17 protein-coding genes are annotated in these 15,478 nt (G+C 40.2%); 4 read left to right on the top strand and 13 right to left on the bottom strand.

What is annotated here, in order from left to right; genetic code table 11:
• Positions 1 to 10 precede the first annotated feature (10 nt).
• Positions 11 to 250 carry a YlbE-like family protein gene (locus GJU41_RS06080; RefSeq protein ID WP_070879055.1) on the bottom strand — a complete coding sequence of 80 codons (240 nt, stop codon included), beginning with the start codon at positions 248 to 250 and terminating at the stop codon, positions 11 to 13.
• A gap of 14 nt (positions 251 to 264) precedes the next feature.
• On the bottom strand, positions 265 to 660 hold the full coding sequence (ylbD, locus tag GJU41_RS06075; RefSeq protein WP_070879054.1) for a YlbD family protein: 396 nt from the start codon (positions 658 to 660) through the stop codon (positions 265 to 267).
• Between the two features lie 174 nt (positions 661 to 834).
• Between ylbD and GJU41_RS06070 the strand changes: the two genes are divergently transcribed.
• Positions 835 to 1,317: a PaaI family thioesterase gene (locus GJU41_RS06070; protein ID WP_154318159.1), complete on the top strand. Its 483-nt coding sequence runs from the start codon at positions 835 to 837 to the stop codon at positions 1,315 to 1,317.
• 398 nt (positions 1,318 to 1,715) lie between these two features.
• Here the strand turns inward: GJU41_RS06070 and GJU41_RS06065 are convergent, their stop codons facing one another.
• Together GJU41_RS06065 and GJU41_RS06060 are read right to left on the bottom strand one after the other, a co-directional pair.
• Positions 1,716 to 2,753 carry a CAP domain-containing protein gene (locus GJU41_RS06065; protein ID WP_154318340.1) on the bottom strand — a complete coding sequence of 346 codons (1,038 nt, stop codon included), beginning with the start codon at positions 2,751 to 2,753 and terminating at the stop codon, positions 1,716 to 1,718.
• Positions 2,754 to 3,059: 306 nt separating this feature from the next.
• The gene (locus GJU41_RS06060) at positions 3,060 to 3,491 is read right to left on the bottom strand and encodes a CBS domain-containing protein (RefSeq protein WP_070879052.1); all 432 of its coding nucleotides are present in this window, start codon (positions 3,489 to 3,491) and stop codon (positions 3,060 to 3,062) included.
• Positions 3,492 to 3,681: 190 nt separating this feature from the next.
• Here GJU41_RS06060 and GJU41_RS06055 point away from each other — a divergent pair, with 190 nt between their 5' ends.
• Positions 3,682 to 4,038 (top strand): YugN family protein, encoded by a 357-nt coding sequence (locus GJU41_RS06055; protein ID WP_070879051.1) that lies wholly within the window; start codon positions 3,682 to 3,684, stop codon positions 4,036 to 4,038.
• A gap of 172 nt (positions 4,039 to 4,210) precedes the next feature.
• The gene (gene ytvI, locus GJU41_RS06050) at positions 4,211 to 5,269 is read left to right on the top strand and encodes a sporulation integral membrane protein YtvI (protein ID WP_070879050.1); all 1,059 of its coding nucleotides are present in this window, start codon (positions 4,211 to 4,213) and stop codon (positions 5,267 to 5,269) included.
• A gap of 268 nt (positions 5,270 to 5,537) precedes the next feature.
• Here the strand turns inward: ytvI and GJU41_RS06045 are convergent, their stop codons facing one another.
• From GJU41_RS06045 to cyoE, 9 genes are all read right to left on the bottom strand, one after another.
• On the bottom strand, positions 5,538 to 6,698 hold the full coding sequence (locus GJU41_RS06045; protein ID WP_070879049.1) for a GNAT family N-acetyltransferase: 1,161 nt from the start codon (positions 6,696 to 6,698) through the stop codon (positions 5,538 to 5,540).
• A gap of 16 nt (positions 6,699 to 6,714) precedes the next feature.
• Complete coding sequence (locus GJU41_RS06040) at positions 6,715 to 7,224, bottom strand: GNAT family N-acetyltransferase (protein ID WP_070879048.1); 510 nt, start codon at positions 7,222 to 7,224, stop codon at positions 6,715 to 6,717.
• Positions 7,225 to 7,359: 135 nt separating this feature from the next.
• On the bottom strand, positions 7,360 to 7,821 hold the full coding sequence (locus GJU41_RS06035) for a DUF420 domain-containing protein (RefSeq protein WP_070879047.1): 462 nt from the start codon (positions 7,819 to 7,821) through the stop codon (positions 7,360 to 7,362).
• A gap of 58 nt (positions 7,822 to 7,879) precedes the next feature.
• Positions 7,880 to 8,794 (bottom strand): cytochrome c oxidase assembly factor CtaG, encoded by a 915-nt coding sequence (gene ctaG, locus GJU41_RS06030; RefSeq protein ID WP_154318158.1) that lies wholly within the window; start codon positions 8,792 to 8,794, stop codon positions 7,880 to 7,882.
• Positions 8,795 to 9,005: 211 nt separating this feature from the next.
• Entirely contained in the window at positions 9,006 to 9,338 is a 333-nt protein-coding gene (gene ctaF / locus GJU41_RS06025; RefSeq protein WP_070879045.1) for a cytochrome c oxidase subunit IVB, read from the bottom strand.
• A 4-nt stretch (positions 9,339 to 9,342) separates the two neighbouring features.
• Positions 9,343 to 9,966 (bottom strand): cytochrome c oxidase subunit III, encoded by a 624-nt coding sequence (gene ctaE / locus GJU41_RS06020; RefSeq protein WP_070879044.1) that lies wholly within the window; start codon positions 9,964 to 9,966, stop codon positions 9,343 to 9,345.
• Positions 9,966 to 11,837, bottom strand: a complete 1,872-nt coding sequence (gene ctaD, locus GJU41_RS06015) for a cytochrome c oxidase subunit I (protein WP_070879043.1) — start codon at positions 11,835 to 11,837, stop codon at positions 9,966 to 9,968. Before ctaD ends, ctaE begins: the two co-directional genes overlap by 1 nt.
• A 33-nt stretch (positions 11,838 to 11,870) precedes the next feature.
• On the bottom strand, positions 11,871 to 12,950 hold the full coding sequence (gene coxB / locus GJU41_RS06010; protein ID WP_154318157.1) for a cytochrome c oxidase subunit II: 1,080 nt from the start codon (positions 12,948 to 12,950) through the stop codon (positions 11,871 to 11,873).
• 98 nt (positions 12,951 to 13,048) lie between these two features.
• Positions 13,049 to 13,921, bottom strand: coding sequence for a heme o synthase (gene cyoE / locus GJU41_RS06005; protein ID WP_396653201.1), 873 nt, complete (start codon positions 13,919 to 13,921; stop codon positions 13,049 to 13,051).
• Positions 13,922 to 14,492: 571 nt separating this feature from the next.
• Between cyoE and GJU41_RS06000 the strand changes: the two genes are divergently transcribed.
• Positions 14,493 to 15,434, top strand: a complete 942-nt coding sequence (locus GJU41_RS06000) for a COX15/CtaA family protein (RefSeq protein ID WP_070879040.1) — start codon at positions 14,493 to 14,495, stop codon at positions 15,432 to 15,434.
• The last annotated feature ends 44 nt before the right edge of the window (positions 15,435 to 15,478 follow it).

Raw genomic sequence — 15,478 nt, 5'->3', positions numbered from 1 at the left:
TTCTTCCTTGTCAGTCCTGCTGTCTCATCGACTGAAACATTCCAAGCATCATGGATGCCATCTGCACGGAGTTTGAAAATTGGGCTACTTTATGCGGAATGGTTTTTTGATAATAATTCATCATCGCAAGCTTCATGGATTCTGTATCTTGAGGATTTCTGGCGAGCTTTCTGTACCAATGGGGCTGTTCACGCAAAAATTTTTTTAATTCATTGTCTGCTGCAATCATTTCCTGAATTTCTTTTCTCATGCTGTCGCTCCTGCTCAATCTTTCCTGAAGGAAAAGGGATTACTTGGTGTTTTCGACTGATTAGATGATGAGCCTTTTGTAAGCCCAAAGGTTGAAAATAGGTTTTGTATGGATGAAATGGTGTTGTTCATGTTGTACAAATGCTGATTCATTTGATTGGCATCCATGCTTTTTACAGCCGTCATCATCCTGGACATAAAATCAGACTTCTTTTCTGCTGCAGTTTCCGCCTCATCTGCATCATCTCTGTACTTTTTCCATGAAACATCATTTTCTCCAAGCAAATACCAGTCTTCAAATAATTCCTGCCATTTTTTCTCGCCTTTTCTGACTTCAGTAATCAATTTAGGGTGTTTTTTAACAAATTCTTTAAATTGTCCAATTGAAGGATGTTCTTTTTTTTCTGTCATTAGCTGATCACCTCTGCTTACCTTCGCCTACTATATTTTATTGGATCGTCTAAAAACGGTTCGCCCATTTTTTCCCTTTTACCATACTGCACAGGTTTTTAATAAAATCCTGATTGCACAATATTTGGGAGGACTGATAAGATGAAGTGGAGAATAGAAAGGATTGGGTGAGAGATGGAACAGGAAGAACTAATGCGCTTATTGGCGGAATTAAATGAAGAAGATGCTCCCGTTTTAAAGCTGTTTCTTGAAGGCCTAAAAAAGAAAGCAAGTAAAGAAAATGGATCATACATAGGTGCATTGCTGCATGCACAAGGTGAATATTCCGAAAATCAATTTATATTAACCATCCCCAACACGGCAATTATTCAAAACTCCCTGAATATCGTACATGGAGGAATTACCGCTACACTGCTTGATTCTGCAATGGGATCGCTTGTACATCACGTTTTGCCTGAGCACCTGGCTGCCGTTACTTCTGAAATGAAAATAAATTATGTTGCTCCCGGAATTGGCACGGAACTGAAATGTGTAGCCACTCTAATCCATAAAGGCAGCAAAACGGTCGTGACTGAGGGAAAAGTCTTCCGTGATGACGGCAAATTAATGGCACATTGTACAGCAAGCTTTTTTATTATCGATCGTCCTAAACGATAAGTAAGGAGAAAGAAATGTTCCCTTTTTTTAAAAAGACGTGTTATTTCTGCAAGAAAAAATCCAAAAACACAGAAACTTATATTGGTGATAAACAGACTAAAATTCAAGTTTGTCATCTCTGTAAAGGCTATGCTGAGAGACGTGCGTACAAGAAAAGCGCAAGCGCCCGTTTAGCTCCGACAGACAGATAAGGATACGCCAGTAAAGGCGCTTTTTGCCTTTACTGGCGTATCCGTTCTGGCCGAGGAGTTGGGCGCTGGAGCTAGACATCTAATCGCAAACTTTCTTCTCTAATAAAAACGCCTGATAAAAAGCATAGCAGCGTGCATTCATTAACAACAAAAGTAAATGTCAACCGACAAAAAGACACCCGCTTGGATGTCTTTTTGTTCTGATTATCATTCATTAAGCGGCCTGATAAAATTTTGTGTATAGTAGAGCTCATTTACACCAACACCGAGCCTTGTAAAATCTGGATTTAAAAGCGTATCACGGTGGCCTTTGCTGTTCAGCCAGCCTTCAACAGCCGCTATTCCATCGATATATTGGGCTGCAATGTTTTCGCCAGCCATCTGATAAGCTACATCCCCTTCTTTTAAACGGTCTGCAAGCGACCCTGCGGTTGGCGATTCATGTGAAAAATAGTTATTGGAAAGCATATCATTGCTGTGCGAAAAGGCAACCTCTGAGGTTAACTGATCCCACTCTACTGGAGGAACATCGTGCCGCCTGCGAATAATATTTGTAAGATCGAGAATTTGATTTTGTGCTCCCTTTTCTACAGCCTTCCATTCTTCTGCATTAAGCTGTTTAGGCTGAATCAGTTCTCCGCGGTAAACAACTTCATAAGGACGCTGCTTTACTAGCGTTTCTTCATCTACAGCTCTGATGCTTGAAAGCTCGCCATCAAATTTATCTAAATAAAGCTGAACATACACATTGCCCATTTTTACGATCGGCCTTGTGTTCATATCTTCTTCAGACATTTCAAATCGATAGGAATTGCCGTCAAAATCAATGGAGATACTTGAAGAAATCGAATTAGTCTTAAAAACCTCTCCAACAGGCTGCCCAAGTTTATAAGGCTTTACATTCACCTCAGGGCCGATGGCATATACCGTGACGACCTTCTCATCAAGCACCCCCACCTGAAGGTACTGCTGATCGTTCTGGTTATAAATCCACCATTCGTAGTCATAGGATGAAGGATCTTTCCTTGCAGGTTCCCCAAGTGTTTCAAGGATCTCACTCGAAGATTTTCCAACAAAAGAAAGAACGCCTGAATCCGGCATATTTAATTCTTCATTTGATTCATTTGCGATTTGTTCATTTTCATCTATTTGTTTGATCGGTTCATTATTTCCATATTGAATAAAAAGAATATAAGTAATAAAAATAATCAGCAATAAAAAAATGGTTTTTAATATACTGCTCAGCTTAAATCCCTCCAGGTCACTCATTTCTACCATTATATGAACCATTAGATTCATTATACTACTAAACAGTATTTCACAATATTGGCAGATAGTATATCCTTTTATAGGTCATTTAATCAAAAATAGCAGCATTTTTCAAATAAGATGTTCAATTTGAACTTTTATTAAGCAATATTTCCAGCAGGAGTCAAGTCCCTTTGCTGCACTCCACTTAAGATTTTTAACATTTAGTCTAAAAACAACAAAGTTTTCGAAAAGAGCCTAAAAAAAAGAACATGCCCGATAGATGGCATGCTCTTTGACAGCTTAGTGAAGCTGATGATCATCCTTTTCAGAAATTGTCGTTAATGCAGAGCCTGCCTGCTGATCTGTCAATTGATTCAAGGACAGATCCCCAAGTGAAACCATTCCAACGATATGTCCATCTTCTACAACAGGAAGCCTTCTGATCTGATGCTCTGCCATGAGCTGTGCTGCTTCATCTGCAGATGCATCCGGACTGATTGTGCACAAGTGATCGCTCATCACTTTTGTCACTTGATAAGATCCAGGATGTTTTTCTGCAATCCCTCTAACAACTAAGTCACGATCCGTTATCATCCCGAGCAACTGATCGTTCTCAATAATCGGAATGGATCCCACGTTCCATTCTTTCATTTTGACCGCTACTTCGTAAACATTATCAAGCGGCGTGCATGCCTGTATGTCATTAGACATAATATCTCGAACCTTCTGCATAAAAAAACCTCCTTGAAAGTAAATAAAAATTCATCATTCTGCTAAAATAGTTTGGCCTAAAAAAAGATAAAGATGTAAATTATCAGGTAAAGATTGAAAGTTCCATGCATTCGTACTATGATTGAAGTGGAGTTCATTAAAGCGCTTTACTAATGAAAATGCCGTTATAAGGTTTTAGGAGGGAATACATATGAAATTGGAAAACACTGGACTGGATGGTTTAACAGTAGAATTAGCAAGACTTGATGAAATTATGGATGAGCTTGGCATCGTCCGGGCTGGTCAATGGGATTATGAACGTGTTACATATGATCGTAAATTCGAAAACAAAGGTGAAACGTTTTATCTGCGCATCCCTGGATATGCAGTTGAAGGCGATATTGGCGCAAAGCATGCAGTTGTTAAATTAATGACACCTCTTCTCGGCAAGCACTATTATCCGCACGGAGTAGAATACGGCGAAGGCGAAACGTTTCCAAATGCCGTTTTAAGCACAAGCCAGAAGCTGCTTAAACAGCTAAAAGAAGAAGTCGGCCGCATTGTATAAAGATTTTCACGCAAAAGCATAAACTGCTTTTGCTTTTTTATTTGATCCTTTTATTAAATCCCTTCATACGCCTCATACTAAGAATGATATTTTCATAAAATTTTAAAAAACCTATCTGCACACCGTACTTTCGTACTATAATTTAAGGAGAACCATTGAAAGGAGCAAGGGATTGTCTACTATACTTAATAAGCGAAATTTCCTCATTATTCTATCTGTTATTGTGATTGGGCTGATTATCTATTTTCTTCTGCCCATATCGATTCCCTTGATTATGGCATTTATTACTGCGTTATTATTGGAACCTCTCGTAAAGCTTTTCCAAAACCGTATAAAGCTGAAACGGAAAATGGCTGTGCTGGTGACTTTTTTGATCTTTCTGTTCACCATTACCATCAGCGGTTACTTTATTACAACTAAAGTAGTAGGAGAAGCCATTAGGACAATTGAAAATGCACCAAGTTACATAAACGAAATTACGATTGCCTGGAACAATATTGAAAAACGGATTACAAACTCAGCAAAAGATCTTCCGCCGGAGTTTGTAAATGAAATCAGCAATCAGGTAGAAGAATTTCTCGAAAAAACAAAAGCCGATCTTGCAAGCTCTGTAAATATAGACAATGTCAAAAGCATATTTACAAACATTCCTAATTATATGGTAAACATGCTGGTTTACTTGATTGCCTTATTCCTGTTTATGCTCGAGCTGCCAAACCTGAAATTCCGAATGTATGGACATATGACGGAAAATACTGCTCAAAAAGTGAACTTTATGATTACTCGCATGTCTTATGTCATTTTCGGCTTTGCAAAAGCACAGTTCTTAGTAAGCATTATTATTTTCGTTGCATCCTTTATCGGGCTGCTGCTGATAGCCCCCGAAATTGCGCTTGTTATGTCCATTATCATCTGGATTATTGATGTGATTCCTATCATAGGATCTATCATTATAATGGGCCCCTGGACCCTTTATCATCTCATTTCAGGCGATCCAGTACTTGCGACTAAGCTTGGAATTCTGACAGCTGTTCTTCTGATTATCAGACGAACCATAGAACCTAAAGTAATGGGCAGCCATATTGGATTATCTCCTCTCGCGACGCTCATCTCGATGTATCTTGGGTTAAAGCTGTTTGGTGTCCTTGGTTTTTTCATTGGCCCAATGATTTTAATTGTGTATAATTCCGCAAGAGAAGCGGGCATAATCCGTTTTAATTTTAAATTTTAAGGCTGTTTTCGCATAAATTGTTGTATTTGATTTTAAATGTTGTCCGTTCCTTTCCGCTCCAGTCACTTGCTTTCCGCGGTCCGGGTGGGAGCCTCCTCGGCTTTGCCTGTGGGGTCTCCCATTTCCCTCTATTTTCCCGCAGGAGTCAAGTTTATCCGCCACAATCCACTTAAAGTTTTTAACATTTAGTTTAAAAGCAAAAATGGTTACGAAAAGAGCCCATTTTTCAACGAAATGAAAGGGCTGAACGCTTATCGTTCAGCCCTTTTTAAATGCGATCCATGAAAATCGATTTTTTCGAGTGAATCATTTGCTTCAGTAAATCAAGATCAGCTTTCGGTCCCTGGATCAGACCTGCTTCATAGAGAGAGGCAGCTTTCATATACCTGAAAAAAACAGCGGTTAAAACGGATACATCCATCTGCAGACCGCGTTTTGGAGGATGAGAACAGGCACTTCCTTGAGATGCCTTCTGAAAGTGAGTGATCTCTCCTTTTTTTATAAGATAAGTTCCGTTGTTCCAGTCTGCAAAGGAATCATGGATGTGCAGAAAAAGCGCCTTTTCGGCAGGGGCTACCATATATTGCTCTAAAAAAAATTTGACATCAATGATTCTCCCCATAATGGAAGGTTTAACCTTTGAAAGAATAAAAGGGTTTTTCAATAAAAACGAAAAATGATCTTGTTCATATGTACGCCAAATCAGTTCTTCAAATTTCAATCCTCTCTGGCAGAGAAAAGTCCAAAGTGATTTTTTTGCTGTGTCATTGAGGGCTATGCATTCATCGATATACAGCTTTTGGTTTTCGAGCCTGCAAATCAAGTATCCATCTGCACTCCCATCCTTAAGGAAGTGAACAAAAACAAAATGATTTTCATTTAATATCTCTTTTTTCCACCATTCTTCCGATCTGACTAACAAACCATTATTCTCTTTGCTGAAACAATCATAAACTACTTGCAGAAACGGCAAAGCAAGAATTCCGCTGAGCTCTTTGACATTACAGCTCCCGCTAAACGACCGAAGAGGAAGATCTTCTTTCCTTATCGTCCACTGCTTTTCATTTGAAATGAGTTCCCAGCCGAATTTTCTGTAATAAGGTATGGAGTAAGGATGCAGATATGAAATGGAATAGCCGCGGTGTTTCATCCATACTAAAGCTTCAAATAAAAGCTTGTCCATATCATGCTTGCGCCGCTTTTCCGGCAACACACAAATAGATGACAGTCCTCCCATCTTCACTTTTCCACCAGAAAAATAGATGTTTTGATCCAGGATGTGTACTTTAGCAATCAGCTTCTCACATTCAAAGTCACCAAGTATACACTCACTCTGGAAGCGGTTTGTTTTTGTAAATTCGTTCTTTAATGAGTATTGTGATAAAAGGGCAACCTCTTCATAATCACCCTTTTCTGCTCTACGAATCATATGGTATTCCTCTCATCTAGGCTTTCTTTTTGAGTTCCCAGGATAAAAAAACGTCCTCTTTTTTTGTGCAGATCATACCGAGTTTTTCAAATAGGCGAATGGATTTTTTATTATGATCGATGCATTCCATACTGATTTGAATGACCGATTTTTCACTTGTCAGCCATTCAATGACAGCTTCAATCGCTTCAAATGTTAAACTTTCTTCATCTTCGGCCTCGTGGATGTTGTAGCATAGTTCCACACAGCCATGCTCATCCGGCATGCCCTGCAGAAATAAGTCTCCTACAATTCTCTTTTCTTGATATAAAATAATGAGCCAAAGTCCCCAGCCGTATTCTTTTTCATTCCTCTCCAGTCTTTCTATATAGAGTGGGAGCATTCCTTTGACGGCTGTTGAAGGCCAAGTAACAGGTATTCCGATCGGGGAGCGGCTTTCCAGTTCTTTTCTGTGAAAGACTAAAGATTTTGCAATATCTAATGAACACGGGATAATCAGCAGCCGATCTGTTACAATTTCAATCATCTTACAGTCACTCCCTTTCGTAAACCGTCTGATACTTTCATTTTATGGCCATTCTGTGCGTCCTATACTTAAAGAAAAAAAGAAACAAAAAAGATGTTATAGAATGATCCATTCCATAACACCTTTCGTGTCTCACTAAAACCCTAAAATCGCTTTGAATACAGAGGTCGTTTCTCCGCCTTTATACTGAATATACAGCAGATAATAGACAGCCACACCGGTAATGGCGGTAAAAAACCAAATAATGCTTGTAACCGGACCTGATTTTCTGTGCTTTGACAGATTGTTTTTATAGCCTGAAATCAAGGTGATGATTCCAAATACTGCGCCTATTGTAGCTAGAGTAATATGAAAAATCAGGAAAACAGTATAATAGACTTTAATGTTGTCTGGTCCGCCGAATGCAGTGTTCCCTACAAAGACAGTTCTCGAGGCATACACTATAAAGAAGATAACCGCAAAAACAGCTGCGGTAAGCATCGCCTTCTGATGGGCTTCTATTTTGCGCTGCTTAATTAAATACCAGCCAACAGCAACAGAAACTGCACTTAAAACAATAAAGGCTGTACTAATAGTAGGTAAAATAGGTACATTCATTTTTGCAGCTCCTAAAAATAAAAATTATAGATTGATAAGCAGAAAATTAGAGCGGAAGTTACTTTATCGGCTGCGGAGTAAATCTTTTTCTTTCCTCAAGACCATCACGCTCTCTCTCCTGACGGGCCCATTTGAAGAAAATAATCCCAAGAAGAGTTCCATAAACAAATTCCTGAATAATTTTCATCATGATGCCTCCAAGCTGCTGATCTTCTACAAGAGGCAATGTATTGAACATTTCCGGGCCAGTCAAATTCAGACCTGACAGCATGCTTGCCGGGACGCAGAGTTCAAGGGCGCTGGCCCATGCGCTTGGATCTGAATACGTAGAATAAAGCGAAGTATCAGCAAATATGATGAGAGCACAAGCTGGCGTGAGCAGCATTCCATTGGCGAATATGTATCCGATCTTCTTAATTCCGCCAAGCTCCCTCCATTCAGGCAATTCATTCAGCAAAGGCCACCACATCAGCATCGCAGTAATGAAAATTAAAATCGTTACTGATGCATGCAGGACATGATCTGTTTTCACAGCATCAAATACAAGCGGAATATGATAGATTGAAAAAACCCCATTAAAGACTATCAAGGCTATCAGCGGTTTAGACAGAAATGAAACGATTTGCTTCACTCCCCGTCTGTAAATCATCGCTCTCCACATCCAGACCGGAATGCCATAGATCATCAGAGGCGGTATCAGCAAATATAAAAGGGCCATTTGTGTCATATGTGCACTGAACATTAAATGTCCCATTAGATCCAGCGGACTGCCTTTTACAGCATATAAAAGAATCATGCTTCCTGCAAAAAGTGCCTTCTGTTTGAACGGGACAGGCTGGCTATCGTGAAATCGATTACGAAGAGGTCCGATTAATAGAAAATAAATGCCAAGAATGACCGCAACAAACAGGAAAAAATAAGGGCTCCACATTGCTCTAAAACCAAACATTTCTAAATTTAACAATGAGTTCATCTCCTATTTCTGCTATAACTCCTGCAAACTATTATACACCTTCAATGAAGCGCTATCAATGAACGTTCTATGACATTAGAAAAGCCCTGGAAAATAAACTTGAAATTCGAGAACCGGGCAGAAAACTGCCGCTCAATTGATTTGCAGTCTGCTGCCTTTTTCTTTTCAGCAAATAAAAAAAACCGGCTGAGGATTCAGCCGGTTTTTTGGATTACCACCAAATGATTGTAACAAATGCCAGTACTGTCAAAAATGCTACACCAATTCCTGAGTAAAGGAAAAGCGCAGGCACTTCATGGCCTTTATGGCTCATATGCATAAAGTAGTAAAGCTGGAAAATAACCTGTATAACAGCAAGCAAAAGGATAAACGGAATTTTAAACCATTCTGCAATGCCATCATAGCCAATTGCTACAAATGCAATGACTGTAAGGAAAATCATTAATGCAAATGTAACAACCTGAAATTTCATATCTTCTTTATTTTTCTTGCGGCGATATGCAAGATCTACTTTTGGGTTTCCTGAGTTTTGATTAGCTGCCATCAGTTTATCCCACCATTCCCATTAAGTATACAACCGTGAAAATGAACACCCATACAACGTCAATGAAATGCCAGTATAAACTTGCAACGTAGTATTTTGGTGCGTTGTATAAGTTGAGTCCTCTTTTTGCATTGCGGACCATCAATGTCGTAATCCACAGAAGACCGAATGCCACGTGGGCACCGTGTGTTCCAACAAGCGTGTAAAAGGCAGAACCAAGTGCACTGCTTGTCATTGTGAAATGAAATTCATGCACATAGTGATTAAACTCGTAAATTTCAAGGGCAAGGAACCCTGCTCCTAAAAGAACCGTGATTCCCATCCAAAGCTGCATCTTTTTAAACTGAAAGTTCTTCATGTGATACATAGCATAAACACTTGTAAGCGAACTTGTCAAAAGAAGCATTGTTGCTGCAAATACAAGCGGAAGTTCAAACATTTCCTGAGTAGTTGCACCGCCGTTATTTGAATCTCTTAAAGCTAAAAACGTAGCAAACAGAGAAGCAAACAGGACCGTCTCTCCCCCAAGGAAAAGCCAGAAGCCTAAAAATTTATTTTTGCCTTCAAGGGTCGCCTTTTCAGGTGAGGCAGGGAACGTTTCAGCTGTTAATTTTTCCTCAACATGCATTATGCCTTAACCCCCTTATCGTTATCATCATTCATTAAATCTTCTTTGTGAATATGATAACCGTGATCATCAATGATTGAACGAAGGAACATACATCCAAGCGTAATTAAGAATCCGACAATAATAACCGGAACTCCCCATGCATAATCTGCATGATACAATAATCCGAATGCTGCAACAAACAATCCAAATGACATGATCAGCGGCAGGATGGAACCGTTAGGCATATGGATGTCTCCAAGCGGCTCTGCAGGAGTCATGCCTTTGTTTCCTTCCATTCTTTCAACCCACAAAGCGTCAAGACCGCGGACAAGCGGTGTTTGTTTAAAGTTATATTCTGGTGCAGGTGATGATACAGCCCATTCCAGGTTGCGTCCATCTCCCCAAGCATCTCCTGCTGCTTTTTCTCCTTTAATAGAAGAAATAACGATATTGTAAATCAATACGATTGTTCCTGCAGCCATCAAGAAGGCACCAGCCGTACTGATCAGGTTCCCCGTTTCAAGTCCCTGTCCAGGAAGGAAAGTGAAAATACGTCGCGGCATCCCCATCAATCCAAGGAAATGCTGGATAAAGAACGTTAAATGGAAGCCGGTAAAGAACAATACAAAAGTTACAACACCAAGTTTTTCGCCAAGCATTCTGCCGAACATTTTCGGCCACCAGTAGTGCAGGCCTGCGAATAATCCCATAACAACTCCGCCTACGATAACATAGTGGAAATGGGCAACTACGAAATAGGTATCATGATACTGATAATCTGTCGGTGCAGCTGCAAGCATGATTCCTGTTACTCCGCCCATAACGAACGTAGGAATGAAAGCAACTGACCAGATCATCGGCACAGTAAAGCGGATGCTTCCGCCCCACATTGTAAACATCCAGTTGAAAATTTTAATACCTGTCGGAACGGCAATCGCCATTGTGGCTACTGCGAAAATCGCATTAGCAATTGGTCCAAGACCCGTTGTGAACATGTGATGCGCCCACACCATGAACCCTAAAAATCCGATTAATACTGTGGCAAATACCATTGATGAATATCCGAATAAACGCTTTTTCGAGAAATGCGGCAATACATCCGAGAAAATCCCGAAAGCCGGAAGAATTAAGATGTAAACCTCAGGATGCCCGAAAATCCAGAATAAATGCTCCCAGATGATCGTATTTCCTCCAAGTGCCGGATCAAAGAATCCAGTGCCAAATACACGGTCAAACATCATAATTGCTAAACCAACTGTAAGCGGCGGAAAAGCAAATAGGATAAGTGCTGAAGCTACAAATGTTGTCCAAGTGAACAACGGCATGCGCATGTAAGTCATACCAGGTGCACGCATGTTAATGATCGTTGCAAGGAAGTTAATACCCGCAATCAGTGTACCAAATCCTGATATCTGAAGTCCCAGCAAATAGAAATCTACTCCATGGCCAGGCGAGTTCAGTGCAAGTGAAGCGTAATTCGTCCACCCTGCATCAGGCGCTCCATCTAAAAACCAGCTCAGGTTCAGGAAAAGTCCTCCAAAGAAGAACAGCCAGAAACCGAGTGAGTTTAAAAATGGAAATGCAACGTCACGAGCTCCGATCTGAATCGGTACGACCGCATTCATAAAACCGAATATGAGCGGCATGGCTGCAAGGAAAATCATGGTCGTGCCATGCATAGTTAAAATCTCGTTGTAAAGGCCGGCTGCGATAAAATCGTTATTTGGCACAGCGAGCTGAATTCTTATAAGCATCGCTTCTAATCCACCTACGAGGAAGAAGAAGCCGCCGGAAATCAGGTAAAGGATGGCGATTTTTTTATGGTCTACTGTTGTTAAATAGTCCCAAAGAACAGCGCCGAACCCTTTTTTCTGAGTTAACGTACTCACAGTGTTACCTCCCTTTTATTCTGCTGAGACATCTTACTTCGTTTCGACTTTTAAGCCGCTTAAGTATTCAGTAAGTGCATCAAGTTCCTCATCATTCAGCTCAGGATACGTTTTTGTCATCTTGTTTCCTGGTTTGTACTGTTCAGGATCTTTCAGCCAGTTTCTGATATTTTCTTTATCATGAGGCAGAATGCCCGCTACCCTGGTGCGCTCTCCGAAGTTAGCTAAGTTTGGAGCTGTTCTAGCCTGTTCAGGACGCTCATCCACAGGTGTCACAGCATGACAGCCGATGCAGCTTTTTTCCTGGAATAACTTTTCACCCTGTTTAGCTAAATCTGAAGATGCAACTGCTTTTGCACCTTTCATTTCTTCAAGCCATTGATCAAATTCTGCGCGGGATTTTGTTTTTACTTTAAAATCCATTAATGCATGTGAAGGGCCGCAGAGCTCTGCACACTTCCCGTAAAAATATTCACCGGCTTCTTCTGAACGCTTGCTGTCAAAATTAAGCCAGAACTGATTTATGTTTTCTGTGTTTGTATCCATTTTGCCTCCTGCTGAAGGAATCCAGAATGAATGCTTAACATCAGAAGCAATCAGATTAAAGTAAACCCTTTCATCTGTTGGAACAACTAAATCCTGGCTCGTGATAACCCCTTGATCAGGATATTCGAATTCCCACCAGTAAAGATTCGCTCTGACATTAATTACAACCGCATCTTCAGGTTTGCGGTCCTTTTTGTCCATTGGTTTCACATCTGCAAGTTCAAATGTAGCAGACACTACTGGAACCGCTAACACAAGTAGTAAAAGAATAGGAATAACAGTCCAAATGATTTCAAGTTTATGACTTCCCTCTACTTGCTCAGGAATTTTATTTTCCTCACCTTTGCGCTGTCTGAATTTCAGAACTACATAAATGAAGATCACAGTTACGACTGCGATTACAATGACCATGATGAGCGTACTCAGCACCATTAATGAGTACTGCATATCCGCAACTTCACCAGCTGGTTGAAGAGCGGAAAGATATGGTTCACCACAGCCGGCTAAGACAAGTGTCAACATTGCAAAGATGGCAACGAGACGTAATTTTGTCAGCCTCTTTTCCATAGCTAAATCAAACCCCTCTTTCAGTAAATTAATTCCCGCAATATCACAGGAATTGATAATTCCTTCTATGTAAATTCCTAAAAGAAAGAATTCCTAACCTAGTTGATCGTGAAAAGTACCATCGCCACAAAAAGGATCGTTAAGTAATTAAGTGAATAAATAAACATCCACTTTGCCCATTTCAGATCATCTCTCATTTTCATGCCTGACAAAGCAAGCACAAGCCAGCCTATATTTAAAGCGGTTGCCAGAATAATGAAAGAAACCCCAAGCTGAAATAAGTAAAACGGCAAAGGCAGAAGACAGATCACCCAAACCATCATTTGCCTTTTTGTAATGGCAAAACCATGAACCACCGGCAGCATCGGAATGCCTGCAGCCCGGTATTCTTCCACTCTTTTCATTGCAAGAGCAAGAAAATGCGGCGGCTGCCAAATGAACATGATCATAAACAATACCCAAGCTGTCACACTCAGGTCTGCATCGATTGCAGCCCAGCCGATTAGGGGTGGAACTGCACCCGATACACTGCCTACAACAGTGTTCAGTGTATAGTGGCGTTTTGTCCACATTGTATATAAAAAGACGTATGTAATTACGCCGATCAACCCGATTAACGTAGCCGTTACAGTTGTCATCAGCAAAAGAATAAAGCCGAACGTAAGCAATAAAATACCAATCCACAAAGCTTGAATTGGGTTCATTTTCCCAGTAACTGTCGGTCTCATTTTCGTTCTTTCCATGATATGATCTATATCACGGTCGTAAAAATTATTGATTGCACAAGAACCAGCAATAATTAAAGCGGAACCAAGTAAAACAAATAAAACACTATCTATATTCTGCAGGAAGCTTTGTCCTGTAAAATGCAATGCCAGCCACAGTCCCGTGAAAGTAGTAATCATGTTAGAATTGACAATGCCCATCTTTATAAGACTCAGGAAGTCTTTTAGAGCTGTCGTTTCGTGGATTTCTTCCGGCCGGGTTCCGCTTAGATGTGTTTCTGATAAGGTCCTTGAATCAGGCACGTTTTATAGACCTCCTTTTCAATTCTGCTTCTAATAAAACGAATCGGCTGTATGATGGTGACTTTCTATATCATACTAAATAAAACAATATTTACAAAATGCTTCCTTCTTGATATTAAACCATAATCAGCAAAAGTTTTGTGAACAATTTATGAAGAAGTTATGTCGAAATTGTGAAGCAGATGAGCAGCGCACGTTAATTAATTGAAAAGCTGTCCATTCACTGATACTCTAAAAAATGATGGCATAACTTTTTGACCACGATAACATTCTATCATAACTATTAGGAATTTTTTATAGATTATGGAATCTTTTGCGAAAAAACATGTGTAAAAGAATCACCCATATAATTCCTTTTTAATGTGCCTGTTTTCCTACTATAATAAACAGAAATGGTATCCGTCATATTTTTGTTGCCTGATCGGCAGAGGTCGCCGCTGTTATTTTACGCGCACAAGCCCGTTTTTTGTCGATTTAGATAAAACTCATCATTACGAATAAGAAGGTGAACATCTTGCAGCGAGCATTAAAAGGTATAGGCGTGCTCACATCTATCGTTATGCTTCTCGTACTCTTAGGAGGAGCTTTAGTTACAAAAACAGAATCTGGAGCAGGATGCGGCGATTCTTGGCCGCTTTGCCACGGTGAACTGATTCCGTCTGAGATTACCCCGGAGCTAGTTATTGAGCTCAGTCACCGGGTTGTCAGCGGACTTGCAGGTATTCTTGTCCTTCTTTTAGCTGTTTCATCATGGATTATGATTGGACATAAACGCGAGACAAAATTTCTTGCAGGTTTATCATTCTTTTTCCTGATTCTGCAGGCATTAATTGGAGCCGCAGCAGTTAAATGGGGACAGTCAGATGCAGTTCTTGCGCTCCATTTCGGCATATCGCTCATATCATTTGCTTCTGTTCTGCTTCTTACTTTGCTTATCTTTGAAGTAGATAAAAAGTTTGATACAGAATCTTTGATTATTGATAAAAGAATGAAGTTTCATATGATCGGCATTATCTCTTACTGCTATCTAGTTGTGTATACAGGTGCATTTGTAAGACATAAAGAAGCAAGTCTTGCATGTCCGAACTGGCCAATGTGCAGCAACAGGCCATATGGGCTTCCGGCTACTCTTCATGAGTGGATTCAGATGGGCCACAGATTTGCCGCCGCTTTAATCTTTATCTGGGTGGCAATAGCTGCCTACAAAGCATTTAAATACTATAAACATCAAAAAATCGTTTATTACGGCTGGATGATTGCTTTTGCCCTTATTTCCATGCAAGTAGTGTCCGGGGCGCTTGTCGTGCTGACGGGTTTAAATTTAGCAGTCGCACTCGCCCATGCATTAATTATCTCTTGTCTTTTCGGGGTTCTGAGCTACTTCATCCTGCTTATCAGCAGAAACAAAATAAACCGTCAGGCACAATTGAATAAAGAGAATAAAAAAGTAATCTAAATTGAGGGATTCTTCTTTCCCTTTTATAGTATGACGAAGCCAGC

This window comes from Metabacillus idriensis (genome assembly GCF_009674765.1).
Classification (GTDB): Bacteria; Bacillota; Bacilli; order Bacillales; family Bacillaceae; genus Bacillus_P; species Bacillus_P idriensis.
This window is presented reverse-complemented; position numbering and strand designations above follow the sequence as displayed.

Bases quoted from the DNA above. Each gene is read 5' to 3' on its own strand.
- ctaE (WP_070879044.1), bottom strand. From the start codon at position 9,966: ATGCATGTTGAGGAAAAATTAACAGCTGAAACGTTCCCTGCCTCACCT.
- ctaG (WP_154318158.1), bottom strand. From the start codon at position 8,794: ATGAACTCATTGTTAAATTTAGAAATGTTTGGTTTTAGAGCAATGTGG.
- GJU41_RS06040 (WP_070879048.1), bottom strand. From the start codon at position 7,224: ATGATTGAAATTGTAACAGATCGGCTGCTGATTATCCCGTGTTCATTA.
- GJU41_RS06035 (WP_070879047.1), bottom strand. From the start codon at position 7,821: ATGAATGTACCTATTTTACCTACTATTAGTACAGCCTTTATTGTTTTA.
- ylbD (WP_070879054.1), bottom strand. From the start codon at position 660: ATGACAGAAAAAAAAGAACATCCTTCAATTGGACAATTTAAAGAATTT.
- GJU41_RS06060 (WP_070879052.1), bottom strand. From the start codon at position 3,491: ATGCAGAAGGTTCGAGATATTATGTCTAATGACATACAGGCATGCACG.
- coxB (WP_154318157.1), bottom strand. From the start codon at position 12,950: ATGGAAAAGAGGCTGACAAAATTACGTCTCGTTGCCATCTTTGCAATG.
- GJU41_RS06055 (WP_070879051.1), top strand. From the start codon at position 3,682: ATGAAATTGGAAAACACTGGACTGGATGGTTTAACAGTAGAATTAGCA.
- GJU41_RS06045 (WP_070879049.1), bottom strand. From the start codon at position 6,698: ATGATTCGTAGAGCAGAAAAGGGTGATTATGAAGAGGTTGCCCTTTTA.
- ctaF (WP_070879045.1), bottom strand. From the start codon at position 9,338: ATGGCAGCTAATCAAAACTCAGGAAACCCAAAAGTAGATCTTGCATAT.
- GJU41_RS06070 (WP_154318159.1), top strand. From the start codon at position 835: ATGGAACAGGAAGAACTAATGCGCTTATTGGCGGAATTAAATGAAGAA.
- GJU41_RS06080 (WP_070879055.1), bottom strand. From the start codon at position 250: ATGAGAAAAGAAATTCAGGAAATGATTGCAGCAGACAATGAATTAAAA.